We start from the raw sequence: 19975 nt of genomic DNA on the forward strand, positions 1-19975 counted from the left end.
ATGTCCATCGATCTCCCGACGCACGTGACGCCCGCGCAGATCGACGCGGCCGCCGCGTTGCTCGACGCGGGCCAGCTCGTTGCATTTCCGACCGAAACCGTCTACGGGCTCGGCGGCGACGCGGCCAATCCCGAGGCCGTCGCGCGCATCTATGCGGCGAAAGGGCGGCCGGCGAACCATCCGGTGATCGTGCATCTGCCGCCCGGCGGCGATCCGGGCTACTGGGCCGACGACTTGCCGCCCGACGCGCACGCGCTGATCGATGCGTTCTGGCCGGGCCCGCTGACGCTGATCCTGAAGCGCCATGCGCGCATTCCGGATGCCGTGAGCGGCGGGCAGGATTCGGTCGGGCTGCGCTGTCCGTCGCATCCGGTCGCACAGGCGCTGCTGGCCGCGTTCAGCGCACGGCGCGGCGGCCACGGCGGCGTGGCGGCGCCGTCCGCGAACCGGTTCGGCCACGTGAGTCCGACGACCGCGCAACACGTGCGCGACGAATTCGGCGATACCGTGCACGTACTCGACGGCGGCGCATCCGAAGTCGGCATCGAGTCGACGATCCTCGACCTGTCGCGCGGCTTCCCGGCGCTGCTGCGCCCGGGCCACGTGACGCCTCGACAGATCGCCGACGTGCTCGGCCGCGCGCCGAAGCTGCCGGACGGCAGCGACGCGACCGCGCCGCGCGCGTCGGGCACGCTGAAAGCGCATTACGCGCCGCGCACGCCGCTCGCGCTGCTGCCGTTCGACGCGCTCGAGCCGCTGCTCGCGGCCGCGCAAACCGACGGCGAGCGCGTCGCGCTCGTCGCACGCGCGTCGCGGGCAGGACACTGGGCGCGGGCCGACGGCGTGCATTTCATCGCGGCGCCCGAAGATCCGCAGGCCTATGCACGCGACCTGTACGGCATGCTGCGGGCGCTCGACCGCGCGCAGGTCGCGCGCATCCTCGTCGAGAAGCTGCCCGAGACCGTCGAATGGATCGCGGTCAACGATCGCCTCGGCCGCGCGGCGGCTGCCTTCGAAGCGCGCGACTGACGCGCTCGGGCGCCTGCCGAATGAAAAACGCCCGACCGGCGAACCGGTCGGGCGTTTTCGTTTGGGCGCGTGGCCGGCGGCTTACTTGCCGACGCCGGATTTCGCGATCTGCTGTTCGACGTATTGCGCGAACAGCGCGTGCAGGCGCGTCGCCGGGTGGACCATGTCGGCGAACATGTAGGTCTGGTCCGCGTTCGCGACCGTGTAGGTCTGCGGCGAGCAGAACAGCGACGAGCCGAACGCGGTCGCGTTCGCGACGCCGTACTGCGTGGCGGCCTGGACCATCGCCTTCAGGTTGCAGGCGGTGTCGGTATTCGACACGCTGAAGCCGTTCGCCTTGTAGTTGGCCGCGATGCCGTCCTGCCACGTGAACGAATCGACCATCGCGACCTTCGTCGGGTCGACCTTCAGCGCGGCGAGCGTGCCGACGAGCGTCTGGTTGAACAGGCCCGACAGTTGCGTGAACGCGGCCTGCGTGCCGCCCTGCAGCGCGAGCGGCGTGCCGCCGATGTCCGGCACGTTCGCGACGAACACGTGCGTCGCGCCCGCCGCGACGATCTGCTGGACGATCCCGCCGAGCTGCTGCGCGGCCAGGCCGATCGCCTGCGCCGCCGCGAGTTGCGCGGCCGGCGTATTGCCTTGCGCCTGCGCGACCTGGGCCTGGTAGAAGATGTCGTTCGCGCCGCCGTTGATCAGCACGATCTGGCCGGCGTTGAAGCTGCCGTGCTGCGTCAGGTACTGCTTGACCTGGTCGGCGATCGGCGTCGTCGTCGCCTGTGCGTAGTCGGGGTTCGGCACGCTGGCGTCCGCATGGCCGATGCCCGGCTGCAGCGTCACGCGCGAGCCGCCCTGCGCGTAGCCGAGGCCGCCCGTCGCCTGCAGCGGGATGCCGAAGCCGCCCTGGTTCGCGGGCTGCAGCGTGTCGCCGTAGTACTGCGCGACGTCCTGCGTCCATACCTGGCCCGGGTTGGTCGTGAAGCGGCCGCCGCCGAAGCCGAGCTTGATCTGCGAGTAGGTGCCGACGTCGGACAGGCTGTCGCCGAACGACACGATCTGCATCTTCACGCCCGACGGCGGCGTGTTCGACGCGCTGCTGCCGTTGTTGTCGTCACCGCCGCCGCATGCGGCGAGCAGCGCGAGCGCGGCGCCGGCGATCGCGACTTGCGCGGTGCGCAGCATGCGCTGACGCGTGCGGGAAGGTGCGTGTTGTTGTGTCTGCATCGTTCGATCTCCTCGTAGATATGGCCCTGATGTGTTTCTCATCTGCCGCGTGCCTGCTCGGTTCCGGGCTGCGCGGCGGCCGTTGGCTGAAACGGTTTATCGGTCGCGCGCAACCGCCAGCGGCACGGTGCGCGGATCCTGGTTCGCGGCCTCGGCAATCTGCGCATGATAAGCGCTCGCCCACTCGGGCGGGCCGAAAATCGCGCGCAGCTTGTTGCGCCATCCGTCGACGCGCCACGCGTCGGACGCCATCGCCACCCACTCGTGGAAGGTCGCGACGAGCGGGTTGTTCGAGCCGAGCCGTTCGACGATTCCGTACCGCGGCGGATCGTCGGGCGTTTCCTCGACATAGCTGCCGAACAGGCGATCCCAGATCACCAGGACGCCTGCGTAATTGCGGTCGATGTAGCGCGGGTTGCGCGCATGGTGGGCGCGGTGGATCGACGGCGTGTTCAGCACGTATTCGAGCCAGCCGAGCTTGCCGATCGCCTGGGTGTGCACGAAGAACTGGAACGCGAGGTTGATCAGCACGATGCCGACGACCTGTTGCGGCGGAAAGCCGGCGAACGCGAGCGGCAGCCAGAACAGCCACATGCCCGCGATCGGGTACATCAGGCTCTGACGGAACGCGGTCGAGAAATTCATCCGTTCGGACGAGTGGTGCACGACGTGCGCGGCCCACAGCCAGCGCACGCGATGGCTCGCGCGATGGAACACGTAGTAGAGGAAGTCCTGCGCGACGAACAGCACCGCGAACGACAGCCAGCCGTCGTGCCACGTGTAGACGCGATAGTGCCGGTAGCAGTACGCATAAACGGGAATCACGAACAGCCATGCGATCTTGTCGGCGCCCTGGTGCATCAGCGCGAGCGCCGCGTTGCACAGCGTGTCGCGCCACGCATAGATGCGGTCCTGCGCACGGGTGCGGGCGAGGTGCCAGGCCTCCCACGCGATGCAGAGCAGGAAGACGGGCGCCAGCGCGAGCAGAAGCAATTCGACGTCGAATCGCATGGGCGTGTCTCCTTCGTTCCCCTGCAAGCCATCGGGCCGGGCGTGTGGCCCGTTGTAGATATCGGTCAGGCCAACAGCCTACGCAATCGCCACGCGCTAGGCGAGGGGGCAGCGTAGAGGGTTCCCTCTGAGGACAGGGTTTCTACGGAATCCGTACTGCACGGGGCCGGGCGGTGCGGCCCCGTTTTATGCATGCGGCGTACGCGCGGGGCGTCGCGCGACGGTGGCGCGGGCGTTTCAAACCGCGCGGCGCGAGATTTCGCGGGCGGCGCGGTGCGGGGCGCGCGCGGGCCGCCCTGTCACGACGGCCCGCTGCGCGGGGCACGGATCGTCAGTGCGCGCCCGCGTAGATCCACTCGAGCAGCGTGTCGTGCGCGGCGCGCGCGCCTTCCGCGTGATCGTTGTTGATGAAGCTGACGACGACGTAGCTCTGGCCGTCCGCACCGGCGACGTAACCGGCGATCGCGCGCACGTCGCGCAGCGTGCCGGTCTTGATGTGCGCGTTGCCGAGCACGCCCGCGTTGGTGAGGCGGTTCTTCATCGTGCCGTCGATGCCCGCGATCGGCAGCGAATCGACGAACGCCTGCGCGACGGGGCTCGCGTTCGCGGCCTGCAGCAGCGCGGCGAGCGACAGCGCGCTCACATGTTCTTCGCGCGACAGCCCCGAGCCGTTCTCGAGCACGAGGTCGGGCATCGCGATGCCGTTCTTCTGCAGGAACGCCTGGATCGCGCGGCTCGACTGCTCGGGCGTCGCGGGCGGCTTGCCGCTGACCGCGCCGATCGTCAGGAACAGGTTGCGCGCCATCACGTTGTTGCTGAACTTGTTGATGTCGTAGACGATGCTGCCGAGCACCGGGCTGTGATGCACGGCGAGCGGCCGCGCGGTGACGGGCACCTTGCCTTCGCTCACGGGCCCCGCGATCGTGCCGCCGTCCTGCTGCCACAGCGCGAGGAAGCCGCGTGCGAAGAACGTCGTGTGATCGAGGATCGCGAGGTTGGTCGTGTGCGCGCCGCAGCGCAGCGGGTAGTCGCCGGCGAACGACGCGGTCATGATCCCGCCGCCGGCCGTCAGCGTCGGGCGCGCGGCCGCGGCGGCCGCGCTGCACGAGCCCGAGCCTTCGACGAGCTGGTTGTCGATCGACAGGTCCGCGAGCGGCGGCAGCACGTCGACGGCGACCTTGCCGTCATCGCCCGGCGTGACCGTGAACGACACGGCCTTGAACGCATACAGCAACGGATCGGGGCCGACGTTGTACGGCGCGCTGGCATCGTCGTCGAACGACGGCAGGTCGCGCGTCGACGCCGCGAAATAGCTCTTGTCGAGCACGAGACCGCCGGCCACGCGCTTGACGCCTGCCTTGCGCAGTTTGTCGACGAGGTCGATCAGCTCTTCGGGCACGAGCTTCGGATCGCCGGTGCCCTTGATGTACAGATTGCCCTGCAGCGTGCCGTCGGGGTCGATCGTGCCGTCCGTGTACGCGGTGGTGCGCCAGCGGTAGTCGGGGCCGAGGATCGACAGGCCCGAGAAGGTCGTCACGAGCTTCATCGTCGAGGCCGGCAGCATCGGCCGGCTCGCATTCCATGCGATCAGCGGTTGCGGATCGCCGACGCGCTCGACGACGACGCTCATCGCCGACGCCGGCACCTTCGCGCGCTGCAGCGCGACGAGCACGGATGCCGGCAGGCCGGCCGCGCGCGCGGCGGGCGACACGACGGCGGTCTTGCGCGCTTCCTTGCGCGCTTCCTTGTGGGATTTCTTGCGGGCCTGCGCGGACGGCGCGAACGCGAGGGCCGTGCACGTGGCGACGACGGCGGCCGCCCGCAGACAGACGCGGGCGCGGGGGGCGAACCGGGCGGAAAGGGCGGAAAGATCGAAAATCGGCATGGGCGAATACGGGAAAAGCAGGGGCTCGGGCAGGACGCGCGGGGCGCGGAAGCGCACATTGTAGAGACAAGTCGGGGCAGGTCCCTTGCAATCCGCCTTACTGTTGCATTGCACGGTGCCGCGCACGCGATTCGCGGCGCTACAATGGTCGCCGTGTTTGACTCGCCCATGGATGGCTGTCCCGATGCGGATTCTGCTTGTCGAAGATGATCGAATGATCGCCGAAGGCGTGCGCAAGGCGCTGCGCTCGGACGGCTTTGCGGTCGACTGGGTGCAGGACGGCGACGCCGCGCTCACGGCGCTCGGCGGCGAGACGTACGATCTGCTGCTGCTCGATCTCGGCCTGCCGAAGCGCGACGGCATCGACGTGCTGCGCACGCTGCGCGGGCGCGGGCTGGCGCTGCCGGTGCTGATCGTCACAGCGCGCGACGCCGTCGCCGATCGCGTGAAGGGGCTCGACGCCGGCGCCGACGACTATCTCGTCAAGCCGTTCGATCTCGACGAGCTGGGCGCGCGCATGCGCGCGCTGATCCGCCGCCAGGCCGGCCGCAGCGAGTCGCTGATCCGCCACGGCGCGCTGACGCTCGATCCCGCGTCGCACCAGGTGACGCTCGACGGCGCGCCCGTCGCGCTGTCCGCGCGCGAGTTCGCGCTGCTCGAGGCGCTGCTCGCGCGGCCGGGCGCGGTGCTGTCGAAGAGCCAGCTCGAGGAGAAGATGTACGGCTGGGGCGAGGAGATCGGCAGCAACACGGTCGAGGTCTACATCCACGCGCTGCGCAAGAAGCTCGGCTCGGACCTGATCCGCAACGTGCGCGGGCTCGGCTACATGGTCGTCAAGGAAAGCTGACGCGTGCGGTCGATTCGTCATCAATTGCTGATCTGGCTGCTCGCGATCGTCGTCGCGGGCGTGGGCATGGCCGGCTGGCTCATCTACCGGCAGGCGCTCGCCGAAGCGAACGAACTGTTCGACTACCAGTTGCAGGAAATCGCCGCGGCGCTGCCGTCGGAGCCGTTCTCGCAGGTGTTCGGCTCGCGCACCAACGGCGACGAAGGCATCGTGATCCAGATCTGGAATCGCAACGGCGTGCTGATGTACTTCTCGCATCCGCGTGCGCCGATCGCGCCGCGCGCGGAGCTCGGCTTCTCGACCGAGCGCACCGATCGCGGCGAATGGCGCGTGTACGGCGCGATCGTCGGCGACAACGTCGTGCAGCTCGCGCAGCCGCTGTCGGTGCGCAACCGGCTGGCGGCGAACGTCGCGCTGCGCACGCTGTGGCCGCTGATCGTGCTGCTGCCGTTCCTCGGCGCGGCCGTGTGGGGGATCGTCGGGCGCGGGCTCGCGCCGCTCGCCCGCGTGACGCGCGCGGTCGAGGCGCGCCGCCCGGAAGCGCTCGATTCGCTGCCCGACGCGCGCCTGCCGCTCGAGGTGCAGCCGCTCGTGCGGGCGCTGAACGGGCTGCTCGCGCGGCTGTCGGCGGCGCTCGACACGCAGAAGGCGTTCGTCGCCGACGCCGCGCACGAATTGCGCACGCCGCTCGCGGCCGTGCAGATCCAGGCGCAGCTCGTCGCTCGCGCGAAGGACGATGCGTCGCGCCGCGAGGCGATCGCGGATCTCCAGGACGGCGTGTCGCGCGCGACGCGTCTCACCGAGCAGCTGCTCGCGCTCGCGCGCGCCGAGCCGGACGGCGCGACGATGCGCGAACCGGTCGACCTGCAGGCGCTGCTCGCCGAATGCGTGACCGCGCATGCGCCGCTCGCGCAGCGGCACGACATCGATCTCGGCTTCGAGGAAACGCGCGCGGCGAGCGTCGTCGCGGACGTCGGCGCGCTGCGCGTGATGTTCGGCAACCTGCTCGACAACGCGGTGAAGTACACGCCGGACGGCGGCCGCATCGACGTGTCGCTGACGCGCGACGCGGCCGGCCGCGCGTGCGTGCAGATCGCCGACAGCGGGCCGGGCATTCCGGCCGACGAGCGCGAGCGCGTGTTCGACCGCTTCTATCGCGACAGCACGGCGCGCGCGCGCACCGACGTGTCGGGCAGCGGGCTCGGGCTCGCGATCGTCAAGCGCGTGGCGGCGCAGCAGGGCGCGACGGTGTCGCTCGGCGATGCGGCCGCGGGCGGCCTGCTCGTCAGCGTCGTGTTCCGCGATGCGGAGATGCCGGCCCCGGCGCCGCAGCCTTCCGAATCCGTCTGAAGAGGCGGCGCCGGCGGGGTGCCGGCAGCCGCTTAAGCCCGGCTTAAGGCTGATTAAGCCTCCTTTAAGTCAGGGTCGTTACGCTGCGTCCTAACAAAGAGGAGGTCCTACGATGAACACCCGATTCCTTGCGCGCGGCACCGTCGCGGTCGCCGTGGCGGCCGCCCTGTCGGCCGGCTATTTCGCCGGCACCCGCCGCGCCGATCCGCAGATCATCACGCCCGCGCAGGCGGCCGCATTGATGCCGGCAGAAGCCGCGGCCAAGACCGGCATTCCCGATTTCTCCGGGCTCGTCGAGACCTACGGCCCGGCGGTCGTGAACATCAGCGCGAAGCACGTCGTGAAGCAGGTGTCGCGGCGCGCGCCGCAGCCGCAACTGCCGATCGATCCGAGCGACCCGTTCTACCAGTTCTTCAAGCACTTCTACGGCCAGGTGCCGGGCATGGGCGGCGACGCGCAACCGGACGATCAGCCGAGCGCGAGCCTCGGGTCGGGCTTCATCGTCAGTGCCGACGGATACATCCTCACCAATGCACACGTGATCGACGGCGCGAACGTCGTCACGGTCAAGCTGACCGACAAGCGCGAATACAAGGCGAAGGTCGTCGGCTCCGACAAGCAGTCCGACGTCGCCGTGCTGAAGATCGACGCGAGCGGCCTGCCGACCGTGAAGATCGGCGACCCGGCGCAGAGCAAGGTCGGCCAGTGGGTCGTCGCGATCGGCTCGCCGTACGGCTTCGACAACACGGTCACGTCGGGCATCATCAGCGCGAAGTCGCGCGCGCTGCCGGACGAGAACTACACGCCGTTCATCCAGACCGACGTGCCGGTGAACCCCGGCAACTCGGGCGGCCCGCTGTTCAACCTGCAGGGCGAGGTGATCGGCATCAACTCGATGATCTACTCGCAGACGGGCGGCTTCCAGGGCCTGTCGTTCGCGATCCCGATCAACGAGGCGATCAAGGTGAAGGACGAGCTCGTGAAGACGGGCCACGTGAGCCGCGGCCGCCTCGGCGTCGCGGTGCAGGGGCTGAACCAGACGCTCGCGAGCTCGTTCGGGCTGCAGAAGCCGGACGGCGCGCTCGTCAGCTCGGTCGACGCCAATGGTCCGGCCGCGAAGGCCGGCCTGCAGCCGGGCGACGTGATCCTGTCGGTCAACGGTTCGCCGGTCGCCGATTCGACGTCGCTGCCCGCGCAGATCGCGAACCTGAAGCCGGGTTCGAAGGCCGACCTGCAGATCTGGCGCGACAAGTCGAAGAAGTCGATCAGCGTGACGCTCGGCGCGATGGCCGATGCGAAGCTCGCGTCGAACGACGGCGGGCCGGTCGAACAGGGCCGCCTGGGTGTCGCGGTGCGTCCGCTGTCGCCGCAGGAGCGCAGCGCCAGCAACCTGTCGCACGGGCTGATCGTGCAGCAGGCCGGCGGGCCGGCCGCCAACGCGGGTATCCAGCCGGGCGACGTGATCCTCGCGGTCAACGGCCGCCCGGTCACGAGCCCCGAGCAGTTGCGCGACGCGGTGAAGGGCGCGGGCAACAGTCTTGCTCTGCTGATCCAGCGCGATAATGCACAGATCTTCGTGCCGGTCGACCTGAGCTGACCGGCCACGGCCGACGGCCGGTCTGGCCGGCCGCGGCGGGCGCCGCCGCCGTGCGACGCGCGTGACGCTGCGCCCCGTATGTGTTCCGACCCCAAGGAGAGAGCCATGCAATATCTACGCAACGTGTCCCGATTTGCCGTCGCCGCGGCGCTGACCGCCGGCCTCGCGGCGGGGGCGACCGCCGCGTACGCGCAGTCGGACGGCCTGCCCGCCGCGAGCCAGCAAGGCGATGTCAGCTACGTGTCGGGCGGTATCGGCAAGGACCAGTCGACGGCATTCCAGAGTAACGAGGCGTCATGGCCGCTGGCGCTGCGCTTCACCGGCAAGGGCGGCGAGTTCCTGGCCGACGTCCATGTCCGGATCGTCGACGGCAAGGGCACCGAGGTGCTGGCGACCGACGCGCGCGGGCCGTACATGCTGGTGAAGCTGCCGCCGGGGCGCTATACGGTGCACGCGTCGTACCAGGGCAGCGACGAATCGCGTGCCGTCACGGTCGGCGCGAAGGGCGGCGCGAAAGCCGCGTTCCAGTGGAGTGCGCAGTAGCCCGCCGCGCGCGGCCCGGGCCCCGGGCGCGCAATCGGACGAAGTTTCGCCCATAATGAAAGCCACGGCATGCGTGCCGTGGCTTTTTTCGTTTCCTGCCCCGGCCTGGAGGCCGCCCGAAGGAGAAACGATGTCCGATGCAGCCGACCCTCGACTCGAAATCGTGCCGAACCGTCATCGCGTGCGCGTGATTCATCGCGGCATCACCTATGCCGATTCGCACGGCGCGCTGACCGTGCGCGAAGCGGGGCTCCCGGACATCCATTACCTGCCGCGCGGCGACGTCAACATGCGCCGGCTCGTGAAATCCGGCGTCACGACGGTCTGCCCGTTCAGGGGGCAAGCCGTGCATTTCGACTTGCAGACGGAAGACGGCATGATCGAGAACGCCGCATGGAGTTACGAAGAACCGAAGGAGGCGGCGGCCGTGCTCGCGCACTACGTCGCCTTCGATGTCGCACGGGTCGACAGTCTCGTCGAGACGTCCTGATGCGGCGCGCGTTCATCGGGGAGGCGTCATGGAACTGAACGACACGTTACGCGTACCGCTCGCGCCGCCTGTCGTGCGGGATGCGCTGGAGGATCTCGCGCTGTTGCGGGCGAGCTTCGATCATTGCGAATCGTTCGTGAAACTCGCACACGGCGAGTTCGCGCTGACGATCACGGTGCCGCTCGGCCCGCTGCGCGCCCGCTACGACGTGCGCGCGCATGCGGCCGCCGAGCAGGGCGACGCGGAAGGGCAGCCGCGCCGCGTGCTCAACTTCAAGGCGCGGGCCGACGGCCTCGGCGCGCTGCGCGGCCAGGTCGAACTCGTGCTGGTGCCGGTCGACGATGCGAGCGCCACGCGAATCGAGTACGTGGTGTGGGCGACGGCGAGCGGGCCGCTCGCCGAACTGCCGGGGCGGCAGATCGACAATGCGCTGCGCGAATGGACCGACACGTTCTTTCGCGAGTTCTGCGCGGTCGTGCAGGCGAAGCACGGTCTCGCGCCGAATCGCGCGAGCGCCCCTGCGCAGCGACGCCAGCACGTATTTTTGCGGCCGGCATCGCTGGTGGCCGCGACGAAGCGCTCGCTGCCGCCGCATCTCGGCGGCGCGCTGAGCGGGCGTGCGGCGAGCGCGCTCCGGCATCGCGATTCCGGCACGGTGCCCGTGTGGGCGTGGGCGGCGATGATCGTGTTCGTCGCGCTGCTGCTTTACGCGGCACGCTGGTTCAACGGCGGCTGATCAGCCGCCCGGTTCCGCGTCACGGCCTGCCCGCCGCCCGGGCAGCGGGCGTCACCGTCCCGCGCCGGCGCCGGCTTCGGCGCCGCGAAATTCCCTTCGATACGCAGACGGCGACGTGCCGAGCGCGCCCGCGAAATGCTGGCGCAACGACACGCTCGAGCCATAGCCGGCCGCCTGCGCGATCGCGTCGATCGATTGTCCGGTGGTTTCCAGCAGATGCTGGGCGCGCGCGAGCCGTTCGGCCTGCAGCCACGCGGTGACGGTCGTGCCCGTCGCCTGGCGGAAGTGGCGCGTGAACGTGCGCCGGCTCATCAGCACGCGTTCGGCGAGCGAATCGACGCTGTGCGCGGCGTCGAGGTGGGCGCGCACCCAGTCGAGCAGGCCCGCGAGCCGCGCATCGCGCGGATGCGCGGCGACCGGCTGCGGCACGTACTGGGCCTGGCCGCCCTGGCGGTGCGGCGGGATCACGAGGCGGCGCGCGATCCGGTTCGCGGCGTCCGAGCCGAAGCGTCGCCGCACGACGTGCAGGCAGCAGTCGAGCCCCGCGGCCGTGCCGGCCGACGTCATCAGGTTGCCGTCGTCGACGTACAGCACGTCGGGATCGAGTTTCACGCGCGGAAAGCGCCGTGCGAAATCGTCGGCCCACGCCCAGTGCGTGGTGGCCGGGCGGCCGTCGAGCAGGCCGGCCGCGGCGAGCACGTAAGCGCCGAGACACAGGCCGACGAGTTCGGCGCCGCGCGCGGCAACCGCGCGCACGGCATCGAGCAGCGCGTCGGGCGGCGCTTCGTCCGGGTCGCGCCAGGACGGCACGATGACGATGTCCGCATCGTCGAGCGCGCCGAGCCCGTGCGGCGCGGTGATCGTGAAGCCGCCCGTCGTCGCGAGCGGGCCGCGCTCGGCCGAGCAGACGCGGAACTCGAACGCGGGAGACGCGGCCGCGTCGCGCTCCTTGCCGAATACGACCGACGGCACCGACAGGTGGAACGGGCTGATGCCGTCGTACGCGATCACGGCGACGACGGTCGGAATGGATGAGGCGGATGGAACGGGCGGCGCGGCGGCGAGCATGGCGGGCTCCGGAAAGGCGATGGCCCGATTTTATCGAAGAATGGCTATCGGGCCACTATCGGCACCGGCCACGCGGCTCGACAATGCATCGCATCGCACTGCTGGCCGTCCCGCCCCGGGGCGGGGCAGCGCCTCCGGCCAAGGAGCCCACCATGTCGAACGCCGTCCCGCATTCCGCTTCCTCCCTTTCCGCTGCCCGCCGCGCGCTGATCGTGATCGACGTGCAGAACGAATACGTGACGGGCAACCTGCCGATCGAATACCCGCCGCTCGACGTGTCGCTCGCGAACATCGGCCGCGCGATCGACGCCGCGCACGCGGCCGGCGTGCCGGTGATCGTGGTGCAGCACGTCGCGCCGGCCGGTGCGCCGATCTTCGCGCCCGGCACCGACGGCGTCGCGCTGCACGCGGTGGTGGCCAGCCGGCCGTACGCGTATCGTATCGAGAAGGCGCAGGCCAGCTCGTTCGCCGGCACCGATCTCGCCGCGTGGCTCGATGCGCACGGCATCGACACGCTCGCGGTGGCCGGCTACATGACGCACAACTGCAATGCGTCGACGGTCTATCACGCGGCGCATGCGGGGCTGAAGGTCGAGTACCTGGACGACGCGACGGGCGCGCTGCCGTACGAGAACGAAGCGGGCGCGGCGAGCGCCGAGGAGATTCACCGCGCGTATGCGGTGGTGTTTCAGTCGAATTTCGCGGCCGTGATGTCGACCGACGCGTGGATCGCGGGACTGGCCGGCGCGCCGATGCCTTCGTGCGATTCGGTGGCCGCGTCGAACCGGCGGGCTCGCGCGCATCGCGCGAAGGCGGCCTGACCCGGCGCGGCAACCGTGCGCGCCATGCGCCGCGCGGTCAGTCGGGATCCTTCAGCATCGCCGGGCTGTAGCGCAGCATGTCGAAGCAGCCGTCGACGAGCTTTTCCGCATGCTGCTCGGCGTCGATCTCGTCGGGCAGCATCAGCATGTCGCGCACGAACCCGCTGACGAGCGTGTGCAGCATCAGCGTCGCGCGCCACGTATCGAGCCGCTCGGGCAACAGCTTGAGCCCCACGGCCACCGCGAGATCGGCGTCGATCATGTGCAGCGCCTCGCTCATTCCCGCGCGATTGCGTTGCAGCAGCGGCTCCATGTCCGCGACGTACTCGCACTTCATGAACAGGATGCTGAACACGCGCCGCAGCTGCGGGTCGCGCTGCACGCCGAGCAGGCACCAGATCAGGATCTGACGCACCTTCTCGAGCGGATTGCCGCCCGGCGCGTCGGGCGGCATCCGCTTCAGTTCGTCGATCGGCAGGAACACGCGGTCGAACATCGCATCGAAGAGTTCGCTCTTGTTCGCGAAATGCCAATAGATCGCGCCGCGCGTCACGCCGGCGTGCTGGGCGATGTCCGCGAGCGACGTATGCGATACGCCTTTCTCGAAGAACACGTGTTCGGCGGCGTCGAGAATGCGATTGCGCGTCTCGAGCGCCTCCTCCTTGGTACGTCTGACCATATGCAGGCCTGATTGGATCGATCGTCGGTGAATATAGGGTCCGCAACCCCTCGTCGCCGTCATGGAGACGGGCTATGCTTGCTGGTCGTAACAATCTGTAAGACTGGGCAGCCGGCGGAGTACAAACGGGCTTTTTACATACATTCGTGAATGTATATACAATACCACCCTACGATCGAATGACCCAAGTGGCAATCAGTTAATATCCCACTCTGCTGATTCCCGCCCTAGTACCAGTCCGCAGTACGCGGCATCCCCGTCGGCACGGAGGTCTCGTGCCGACGTGCTGTATCTAGCAGTCCAGTAATTCAGGTGTTCGATCTGCGCCGCGAGGCGCATCCGTGTTGCGCTCCGGTCGGGCGCGGCACTTATTCCATTGGTTATACACAGAGGTCGCTCCATGCGCGTCGAACGGGTTCCATACCGCTTAATCACTGTCGCGACGGCCGCCGTTTTCCTGGCCGCGTGCGGCAAAAAAGAATCGGCACCGCCGCCGCAAACGCCGGAAGTCGGCGTCGTCACCGTCCAACCGCAATCCGTACCGGTCTTCACCGACCTGCCGGGCCGCACCAGTGCTTTCCTCGTCGCGCAAGTGCGCGCACGGGTCGACGGCATCGTGCTGCGCCGTGAATTCACCGAAGGCACCGACGTCAAGGCCGGCCAGCGCCTCTACAAGATCGATCCGGCGCCGTACATCGCCGCGCTGAACAGCGCGAAGGCGACGCTCGCGAAGGCGCAGGCGAACCTCGTCACGCAGAACGCGCTGGTCGCGCGCTACAAGGTGCTGGTCGCCGCGAACGCGGTCAGCAAGCAGGACTACGACAACGCGGTCGCCACGCAGGGTCAGGCCGCGGCGGACGTCGCGGCCGGCAAGGCGGCGGTCGACACCGCGCAGATCAACCTCGGCTACACGGATGTCGTGTCGCCGATCAGCGGCCGCGTCGGCATCTCGCAGGTGACGCCGGGCGCATACGTGCAGGCGAGCCAGGCGACGCTGATGTCGACGGTGCAGCAACTCGACCCGGTGTACGTCGACCTCACGCAGTCGAGCCTCGAAGGGCTGAAGCTGCGTCAGGACGTGCAGAGCGGCCGTCTGAAGACGAGCGGCCCGGGCGCGGCGAAGGTGTCGCTGATCCTGGAAGACGGCAAGACCTACTCGGAGTCGGGCAAGCTGCAGTTCTCGGACGTGACGGTCGACCAGACCACCGGCTCGGTGACGATCCGCGCGGTCTTCCCGAACCCGGGCCGCGTGCTGTTGCCGGGGATGTTCGTGCGCGCACGGATCGAGGAAGGCGTGAACGAGAACGCGTTCCTGGTGCCGCAGATCGGCGTCACGCATGACCAGAAGGGCCAGGCGGTCGCGATGGTGGTGAACGCCAGCAACAAGGTCGAGCCGCGTCCGCTGAAGACCACCGGCATGCAAGGCCCGAACTGGATCGTCGAAGGCGGTCTGCAGGCGGGCGATCACGTGATCGTGCAAGGCGTCGACAAGGTGCGCCCGGGCGCGACCGTGAAGTCGGTCCCCGCGCAGCTCGCTCCGGCGGCCGATGCCGCCTCGGGTACTGCTGCCCCCGCCGCGCCGGCCGCCGCCGGGTCCGGCACCGCCGCCGCTTCCGGTGCCGCCGCATCGGGCGCCGCGCCCGCGAGTGCTGCCGCTGCTTCGAGCGCGAAATAACAGGGAGCCTGTTTCATGGCAAAGTTTTTTATCGATCGCCCGATCTTCGCGTGGGTGATCGCCATCATCCTGATGCTGGCCGGGGTTGCGGCGATCTTCACGCTGCCGATCTCGCAGTATCCGACGATCGCGCCGCCATCTATCCAGATCACCGCGAACTACCCGGGCGCTTCCGCGAAGACGGTGGAAGACACGGTGACGCAGGTGATCGAGCAGCAGATGAGCGGTCTCGACAACTTCCTGTACATGTCGTCGACGAGTGACGACTCGGGCAACGCAACGATCACGCTGACCTTCGCGCCGGGCACCAACGCCGATATCGCGCAGGTGCAGGTGCAGAACAAGCTGTCGCTCGCGACGCCGGTTCTGCCGCAGGTCGTGCAGCAACTCGGTCTGTCGGTCACGAAGTCGAGCAGCAGCTTCCTGCTGGTGCTCGCCTTCAACTCCGAAGACGGCAGCATGAACAAGTACGACCTCGCGAACTTCGTGGCGTCGCACGTGAAGGACCCGATCAGCCGGTTGAACGGCGTCGGTACCGTCACGCTGTTCGGCTCGCAGTACGCGATGCGGATCTGGCTCGACCCGAACCGCCTGACCAACTACGGCCTCACGCCGGTCGACGTCAGCTCCGCGATCACCGCGCAGAACGTGCAGATCGCGGGCGGCCAGATCGGCGGCACGCCGGCGAAGCCGGGCACCGTGCTGCAGGCGACGATCACCGAATCGACGCTGCTGCAGACGCCCGAGCAGTTCGGCAACATCCTGCTGAAGGTCAACCAGGACGGCTCGCAGGTTCGCCTGAAGGACGTCGCGCAGATCGGCCTCGGCGGCGAAAACTACAACTTCGACACGAAGTACAACGGTCAGCCGACCGCGGCACTCGGTATCCAGCTCGCGACCAACGCGAACGCGCTCGCGACCGCGAAGGCCGTGCGCGCGAAGATCGACGAGCTCGCACCGTTCTTCCCGCACGGCCTCGTCGTGAAGTACCCGTACGACACGACGCCGTTCGTGAAGCTGTCGATCGAGGAAGTGGTCAAGACGCTGCTCGAAGGTATCGTGCTCGTGTTCCTCGTGATGTATCTGTTCCTGCAGAACCTGCGGGCGACGATCATCCCGACGATCGCGGTGCCGGTCGTGCTGCTCGGCACGTTCGCGATCATGTCGCTGGTGGGCTTCTCGATCAACACGCTGTCGATGTTCGGCCTCGTGCTCGCGATCGGCCTGCTGGTCGACGATGCGATCGTGGTGGTCGAGAACGTCGAGCGCGTGATGGCGGAGGAGGGACTGTCGCCGAAGGAGGCGACCCGCAAGGCGATGGGCCAGATTACCGGCGCACTCGTCGGCGTGGCGCTCGTGCTGTCGGCGGTGTTCGTGCCGGTGGCGTTCTCCGGCGGCTCGGTCGGCGCGATCTATCGTCAGTTCTCGCTGACGATCGTGTCGGCGATGGTGCTGTCGGTGCTGGTCGCGTTGATTCTGACGCCGGCCCTGTGCGCGACGATCCTGAAGCCGATCGAGAAGGGACATCACGAAGAGAAGAAGGGCTTCTTCGGCTGGTTCAACCGCACGTTCAACAACAGCCGCGACAAGTACCACGTCGGCGTGCACCACGTGATCAAGCGCTCGGGCCGCTGGCTCATCATCTATCTGGTCGTGATCGTCGCGGTCGGGCTGCTGTTCGTGCGCCTGCCGAAGTCGTTCCTGCCCGATGAAGACCAGGGCCTGATGTTCGTGATCGTGCAGACGCCGTCGGGTTCGACGCAGGAAACGACCGCGAAGACGCTCGCGAACATTTCCGACTACCTGCTGAAGGACGAGAAGGAAATCGTCGAATCGGCGTTCACGGTCAACGGCTTCAGCTTCGCGGGCCGCGGCCAGAACTCGGGTCTCGTGTTCGTGCGCCTGCGGGACTACTCGCAGCGCCAGCATGCGAACCAGAAGGTGCAGGCGTTGATCGGCCGGATGTTCGGGCGCTACGCGGGCTACAAGGACGCGCTCGTGATCCCGTTCAACCCGCCGTCGATTCCCGAACTCGGCACGGCCGCCGGCTTCGACTTCGAGCTGACGGACAACGCCGGTCTTGGCCACGACGCGCTGATGGCCGCACGTAACCAGCTGCTCGGGATGGCTTCGAAGGATCCGACGCTGCAGGGTGTCCGTCCGAACGGCCTGAACGATACGCCGCAGTACAAGGTCGACATCGACCGCGAGAAGGCGAATGCACTGGGCGTGACGGCGGATGCGATCGACCAGACGTTCTCGATCGCGTGGGCGTCGAAGTACGTGAACAACTTCCTCGACACCGACGGCCGGATCAAGAAGGTGTACGTGCAGGCCGACGCGCCGTTCCGGATGACGCCGGAAGACATGAACATCTGGTACGTGCGCAACGGGTCGGGCGGGATGGTGCCGTTCAGCGCGTTCGCGACCGGTCACTGGACGTACGGTTCGCCGAAGCTCGAGCGCTACAACGGCGTGTCGGCGATGGAAATCCAGGGTCAGGCCGCACCGGGCAAGTCGACCGGTCAGGCGATGACCGCGATGGAAGGGCTCGCGAAGAAGCTGCCGGTCGGTATCGGCTATTCGTGGACCGGCCTGTCGTTCCAGGAAATCCAGTCCGGCTCGCAGGCGCCGATCCTGTACGCGATCTCGATCCTCGTCGTGTTCCTGTGTCTCGCGGCGCTGTATGAAAGCTGGTCGATCCCGTTCTCGGTGATCATGGTGGTGCCGCTCGGCGTGATCGGCGCACTGCTTGCGGCGACGATGCGCGGCCTCGAGAACGACGTGTTCTTCCAGGTCGGCCTGCTGACCACCGTGGGCTTGTCCGCGAAGAACGCGATTCTGATCGTCGAGTTCGCGCGCGAACTGCAGCTGACGGAGAAGATGGGGCCGATCGAGGCCGCGCTGGAAGCAGCGCGCCTGCGGCTGCGTCCGATCCTGATGACGTCGCTCGCGTTCATTCTCGGCGTGATGCCGCTCGCGATCAGCAACGGCGCGGGTTCGGCAAGCCAGCACGCGATCGGTACGGGCGTGATCGGCGGGATGATCACGGCGACGTTCCTCGCGATCTTCATGATCCCGATGTTCTTCGTGAAGATCCGTGCGATCTTCAGCGGCGAGAAGGAAGACGTCGACGAGGCGCTGCGCCTGGCTCAGGCGCACTCGCACCACGAAGAGACGCCGGGCAACGGCGACGAAGGCAACAAGGGACAGTGATGATGCAAAAACACGCTTTGACTGCAATCGCAGTCGCGCTCTTTGCCACGGGCTGCACGATGGCGCCGCATTACAAGCGGCCCGACGCACCCGTCGCGCAGGCGTACCCGGCCGGCGGCGTCTACGCGACGCAGCCGGGCGCGGCCGGCGCGCGCAGCGCGAATGGCCAGGCGGCGACCGCCATCGGCTGGCGCGAGTTCTTCGTCGATCCGCGCCTGCAGCGGCTGATCGAGATCGCGCTGAAGAACAACCGCGACCTGCGCGTGTCGGTGCTGAACATCGAGGCGGCGCGCGCGCAGTACCAGATCACGCGCGCGGGGCTGTTCCCGACGCTCGACGGTACGGGCACGGGGAATATTCAGCGCTATCCGGCCGGTGTGTCGCAGACTGGCCGGCCGCTGATCTCGCGCGTCTACAACGTCGGGCTTTCGGCATCGTGGGAACTCGACCTGTTCGGCCGCGTGCAGAGCCTGAAGGATCAGGCGCTCGCGCAGTACCTGTCGACGTCGTACGCGCGGCAGGCGTCGGAGATCTCGCTGGTGTCGCAGGTGGCGGATCAATACCTGACGCTACTGTCGACCGACGATCTGCTGAAGGTCACGGAAGACACGCTGAAATCCGCACAGGCGTCGTACGACCTGACCAAGCTGCAGTTCGACAACGGCACGGGCTCCGAGCTCGAGCTGCGTCAGGCGCAGACGGTGGTCGAGACGGCGCTCGCGAACCAGCAGGCACAGGCCCGTGCCCGCGCGCAGGCGCTGAACGCGCTGGTGCTGCTGATCGGCGAGCCGCTGCCGGACGATCTGCCGCCGGGCATGCCGCTCGATGCGCAGAACCTGCTGACGGACGTGCCGCCTGGCCTGCCGTCGGATCTGCTCGCGCGTCGTCCTGACGTGATGCAGGCCGAGCAGACGCTGCTGGCCGCGAACGCGAACATCGGCGCGGCCCGCGCGGCGTTCTTCCCGAAGATCTCGTTGACCGCGGCATTCGGCACCGCGAGCCCGACGCTCGGCGGCCTGTTCAAGGCCGGCACGGCGGCGTGGTCGTTCGCGCCGAACATCGCGCTGCCGATCTTCGAAGGTGGGCAGAACATCGCCAATCTCGATCTCGCGCACGTGCAGAAGCGCATCGAGATCGCGAACTACGAGAAGGCGATCCAGTCGGCGTTCCGCGAAGTGTCGGACGGCCTCGCCGCACGCGGCACGTACGACCAGCAGATCGCGGCGCTGGAGCGCAACGAGCACGCGCAGCAGCGCCGCTTCGACTTGTCGGACCTGCGTTACAAGAACGGTGTCGACAGCTACCTGTCGGTGCTGACCGCGCAGACGGATCTGTACTCGGCGCAGCAGTCGCTGATCAGCGCGCGCCTGGCGCGCTGGACGAACCTGGTCGACCTGTACCGTGCACTGGGAGGCGGCTGGATCCAGCGCGCAGGCGAAGCGCCGCGCGCGCCGGATGCACCGGTCGACTACGACAAGGCGGCCGCTCCGGCGCCTGCGTCGGCAACCGCGACGAACGGGTAAGCGCGACGGAGGGCGGGGGCGGGCAGCCGCTCCTGTTCATCGAGCCGGCTATAACCGGCGATACGCGGAAACGAAAACGCCACGGATGCAAGTCCGTGGCGTTTCTTTTTTGGGTGGTCGCATCGCATGGGGCAGGGATCGTTGCCGTGACGATGCCTGCATCGGACTCGGGTGACTGCGGTGACGCGGGTGACGCAGGTGATTCCGCTGATTCCGGTCACGCCGGCCCGCTCGGCCAATCGGCCAACCGGCATCCGTGGCCATTCTGCCGCCTGCCAGCGCGT

At 68.4% G+C, this 19975-nt stretch carries 16 protein-coding genes; 11 read left to right on the top strand and 5 right to left on the bottom strand.

Annotation, left to right across the window (positions count from 1 at the left end; genetic code table 11):
* A complete protein-coding gene (locus tag HWX09_RS20975) occupies positions 1 to 1029 on the top strand; it encodes an L-threonylcarbamoyladenylate synthase (RefSeq protein ID WP_027785302.1) in 1029 nt (342 codons plus the stop codon).
* 81 nt (positions 1030 to 1110) lie between these two features.
* Here HWX09_RS20975 and HWX09_RS20980 read toward each other — a convergent pair whose 3' ends face one another.
* From HWX09_RS20980 to dacB, 3 genes are all read right to left on the bottom strand, one after another.
* Positions 1111 to 2250, bottom strand: coding sequence for an SGNH/GDSL hydrolase family protein (locus tag HWX09_RS20980; protein ID WP_027785301.1), 1140 nt, complete (start codon positions 2248 to 2250; stop codon positions 1111 to 1113).
* A gap of 96 nt (positions 2251 to 2346) precedes the next feature.
* A complete protein-coding gene (locus HWX09_RS20985) occupies positions 2347 to 3261 on the bottom strand; it encodes a sterol desaturase family protein (protein WP_027785300.1) in 915 nt (304 codons plus the stop codon).
* Positions 3262 to 3592: 331 nt separating this feature from the next.
* On the bottom strand, positions 3593 to 5146 hold the full coding sequence (gene dacB, locus HWX09_RS20990) for a D-alanyl-D-alanine carboxypeptidase/D-alanyl-D-alanine-endopeptidase (RefSeq protein ID WP_027785299.1): 1554 nt from the start codon (positions 5144 to 5146) through the stop codon (positions 3593 to 3595).
* 184 nt (positions 5147 to 5330) lie between these two features.
* On the opposite strand from dacB, the gene HWX09_RS20995 reads away from it, so the two are divergent.
* The 6 genes from HWX09_RS20995 (at position 5331) to HWX09_RS21020 (ending at position 10709) form a co-directional block, all read left to right on the top strand.
* Positions 5331 to 5993 (top strand): response regulator, encoded by a 663-nt coding sequence (locus HWX09_RS20995; protein WP_006481728.1) that lies wholly within the window; start codon positions 5331 to 5333, stop codon positions 5991 to 5993.
* A gap of 3 nt (positions 5994 to 5996) precedes the next feature.
* Entirely contained in the window at positions 5997 to 7343 is a 1347-nt protein-coding gene (locus tag HWX09_RS21000) for an ATP-binding protein (RefSeq protein ID WP_027785298.1), read from the top strand.
* Positions 7344 to 7455: 112 nt separating this feature from the next.
* On the top strand, positions 7456 to 8940 hold the full coding sequence (locus HWX09_RS21005; RefSeq protein ID WP_027785297.1) for a DegQ family serine endoprotease: 1485 nt from the start codon (positions 7456 to 7458) through the stop codon (positions 8938 to 8940).
* Positions 8941 to 9045: 105 nt separating this feature from the next.
* Positions 9046 to 9483: a carboxypeptidase-like regulatory domain-containing protein gene (locus tag HWX09_RS21010; protein ID WP_027785296.1), complete on the top strand. Its 438-nt coding sequence runs from the start codon at positions 9046 to 9048 to the stop codon at positions 9481 to 9483.
* Between the two features lie 130 nt (positions 9484 to 9613).
* Positions 9614 to 9973 carry a DUF427 domain-containing protein gene (locus tag HWX09_RS21015; RefSeq protein ID WP_027785295.1) on the top strand — a complete coding sequence of 120 codons (360 nt, stop codon included), beginning with the start codon at positions 9614 to 9616 and terminating at the stop codon, positions 9971 to 9973.
* A 28-nt stretch (positions 9974 to 10001) separates the two neighbouring features.
* The gene (locus tag HWX09_RS21020) at positions 10002 to 10709 is read left to right on the top strand and encodes an SRPBCC domain-containing protein (RefSeq protein WP_027785294.1); all 708 of its coding nucleotides are present in this window, start codon (positions 10002 to 10004) and stop codon (positions 10707 to 10709) included.
* Between the two features lie 51 nt (positions 10710 to 10760).
* Here HWX09_RS21020 and HWX09_RS21025 read toward each other — a convergent pair whose 3' ends face one another.
* Positions 10761 to 11777 (bottom strand): helix-turn-helix domain-containing protein, encoded by a 1017-nt coding sequence (locus HWX09_RS21025; RefSeq protein WP_027785293.1) that lies wholly within the window; start codon positions 11775 to 11777, stop codon positions 10761 to 10763.
* Between the two features lie 152 nt (positions 11778 to 11929).
* On the opposite strand from HWX09_RS21025, the gene HWX09_RS21030 reads away from it, so the two are divergent.
* Positions 11930 to 12598 (top strand): cysteine hydrolase family protein, encoded by a 669-nt coding sequence (locus HWX09_RS21030; protein WP_027785292.1) that lies wholly within the window; start codon positions 11930 to 11932, stop codon positions 12596 to 12598.
* A gap of 37 nt (positions 12599 to 12635) precedes the next feature.
* On the opposite strand, the gene HWX09_RS21035 is transcribed toward HWX09_RS21030, so the two are convergent.
* A complete protein-coding gene (locus tag HWX09_RS21035) occupies positions 12636 to 13277 on the bottom strand; it encodes a TetR family transcriptional regulator (protein WP_027785291.1) in 642 nt (213 codons plus the stop codon).
* A gap of 400 nt (positions 13278 to 13677) precedes the next feature.
* Between HWX09_RS21035 and HWX09_RS21040 the strand changes: the two genes are divergently transcribed.
* Genes HWX09_RS21040 through HWX09_RS21050 form a run of 3 tightly spaced genes read left to right on the top strand, consistent with a single transcriptional unit; the run spans position 13678 to position 19691 of the window.
* A complete protein-coding gene (locus HWX09_RS21040) occupies positions 13678 to 14952 on the top strand; it encodes an efflux RND transporter periplasmic adaptor subunit (RefSeq protein WP_027785290.1) in 1275 nt (424 codons plus the stop codon).
* 15 nt (positions 14953 to 14967) lie between these two features.
* A complete protein-coding gene (gene bpeB / locus HWX09_RS21045) occupies positions 14968 to 18168 on the top strand; it encodes an efflux RND transporter permease BpeB (RefSeq protein WP_027785289.1) in 3201 nt (1066 codons plus the stop codon).
* The gene (locus HWX09_RS21050) at positions 18168 to 19691 is read left to right on the top strand and encodes an efflux transporter outer membrane subunit (protein ID WP_027785288.1); all 1524 of its coding nucleotides are present in this window, start codon (positions 18168 to 18170) and stop codon (positions 19689 to 19691) included. The genes bpeB and HWX09_RS21050 overlap by 1 nt, the downstream gene beginning before the upstream one ends.
* Positions 19692 to 19975 lie beyond the last annotated feature (284 nt).

Source organism: Burkholderia sp. BCC1208, from assembly GCF_902833095.1.
GTDB lineage: Bacteria > Pseudomonadota > Gammaproteobacteria > Burkholderiales > Burkholderiaceae > Burkholderia.

Excerpts from the sequence above, each read along its gene's own strand:
- HWX09_RS20975 (WP_027785302.1), top strand. The coding sequence starts at position 1 with ATGTCCATCGATCTCCCGACGCACGTGACGCCCGCGCAGATCGACGCG.
- HWX09_RS20980 (WP_027785301.1), bottom strand. The coding sequence starts at position 2,250 with ATGCAGACACAACAACACGCACCTTCCCGCACGCGTCAGCGCATGCTG.
- HWX09_RS20985 (WP_027785300.1), bottom strand. The coding sequence starts at position 3,261 with ATGCGATTCGACGTCGAATTGCTTCTGCTCGCGCTGGCGCCCGTCTTC.
- dacB (WP_027785299.1), bottom strand. The coding sequence starts at position 5,146 with ATGCCGATTTTCGATCTTTCCGCCCTTTCCGCCCGGTTCGCCCCCCGC.
- HWX09_RS20995 (WP_006481728.1), top strand. The coding sequence starts at position 5,331 with ATGCGGATTCTGCTTGTCGAAGATGATCGAATGATCGCCGAAGGCGTG.
- HWX09_RS21005 (WP_027785297.1), top strand. The coding sequence starts at position 7,456 with ATGAACACCCGATTCCTTGCGCGCGGCACCGTCGCGGTCGCCGTGGCG.
- HWX09_RS21010 (WP_027785296.1), top strand. The coding sequence starts at position 9,046 with ATGCAATATCTACGCAACGTGTCCCGATTTGCCGTCGCCGCGGCGCTG.
- HWX09_RS21015 (WP_027785295.1), top strand. The coding sequence starts at position 9,614 with ATGTCCGATGCAGCCGACCCTCGACTCGAAATCGTGCCGAACCGTCAT.
- HWX09_RS21020 (WP_027785294.1), top strand. The coding sequence starts at position 10,002 with ATGGAACTGAACGACACGTTACGCGTACCGCTCGCGCCGCCTGTCGTG.
- HWX09_RS21025 (WP_027785293.1), bottom strand. The coding sequence starts at position 11,777 with ATGCTCGCCGCCGCGCCGCCCGTTCCATCCGCCTCATCCATTCCGACC.
- HWX09_RS21030 (WP_027785292.1), top strand. The coding sequence starts at position 11,930 with ATGTCGAACGCCGTCCCGCATTCCGCTTCCTCCCTTTCCGCTGCCCGC.
- HWX09_RS21035 (WP_027785291.1), bottom strand. The coding sequence starts at position 13,277 with ATGGTCAGACGTACCAAGGAGGAGGCGCTCGAGACGCGCAATCGCATT.
- HWX09_RS21040 (WP_027785290.1), top strand. The coding sequence starts at position 13,678 with ATGCGCGTCGAACGGGTTCCATACCGCTTAATCACTGTCGCGACGGCC.
- bpeB (WP_027785289.1), top strand. The coding sequence starts at position 14,968 with ATGGCAAAGTTTTTTATCGATCGCCCGATCTTCGCGTGGGTGATCGCC.
- HWX09_RS21050 (WP_027785288.1), top strand. The coding sequence starts at position 18,168 with ATGATGCAAAAACACGCTTTGACTGCAATCGCAGTCGCGCTCTTTGCC.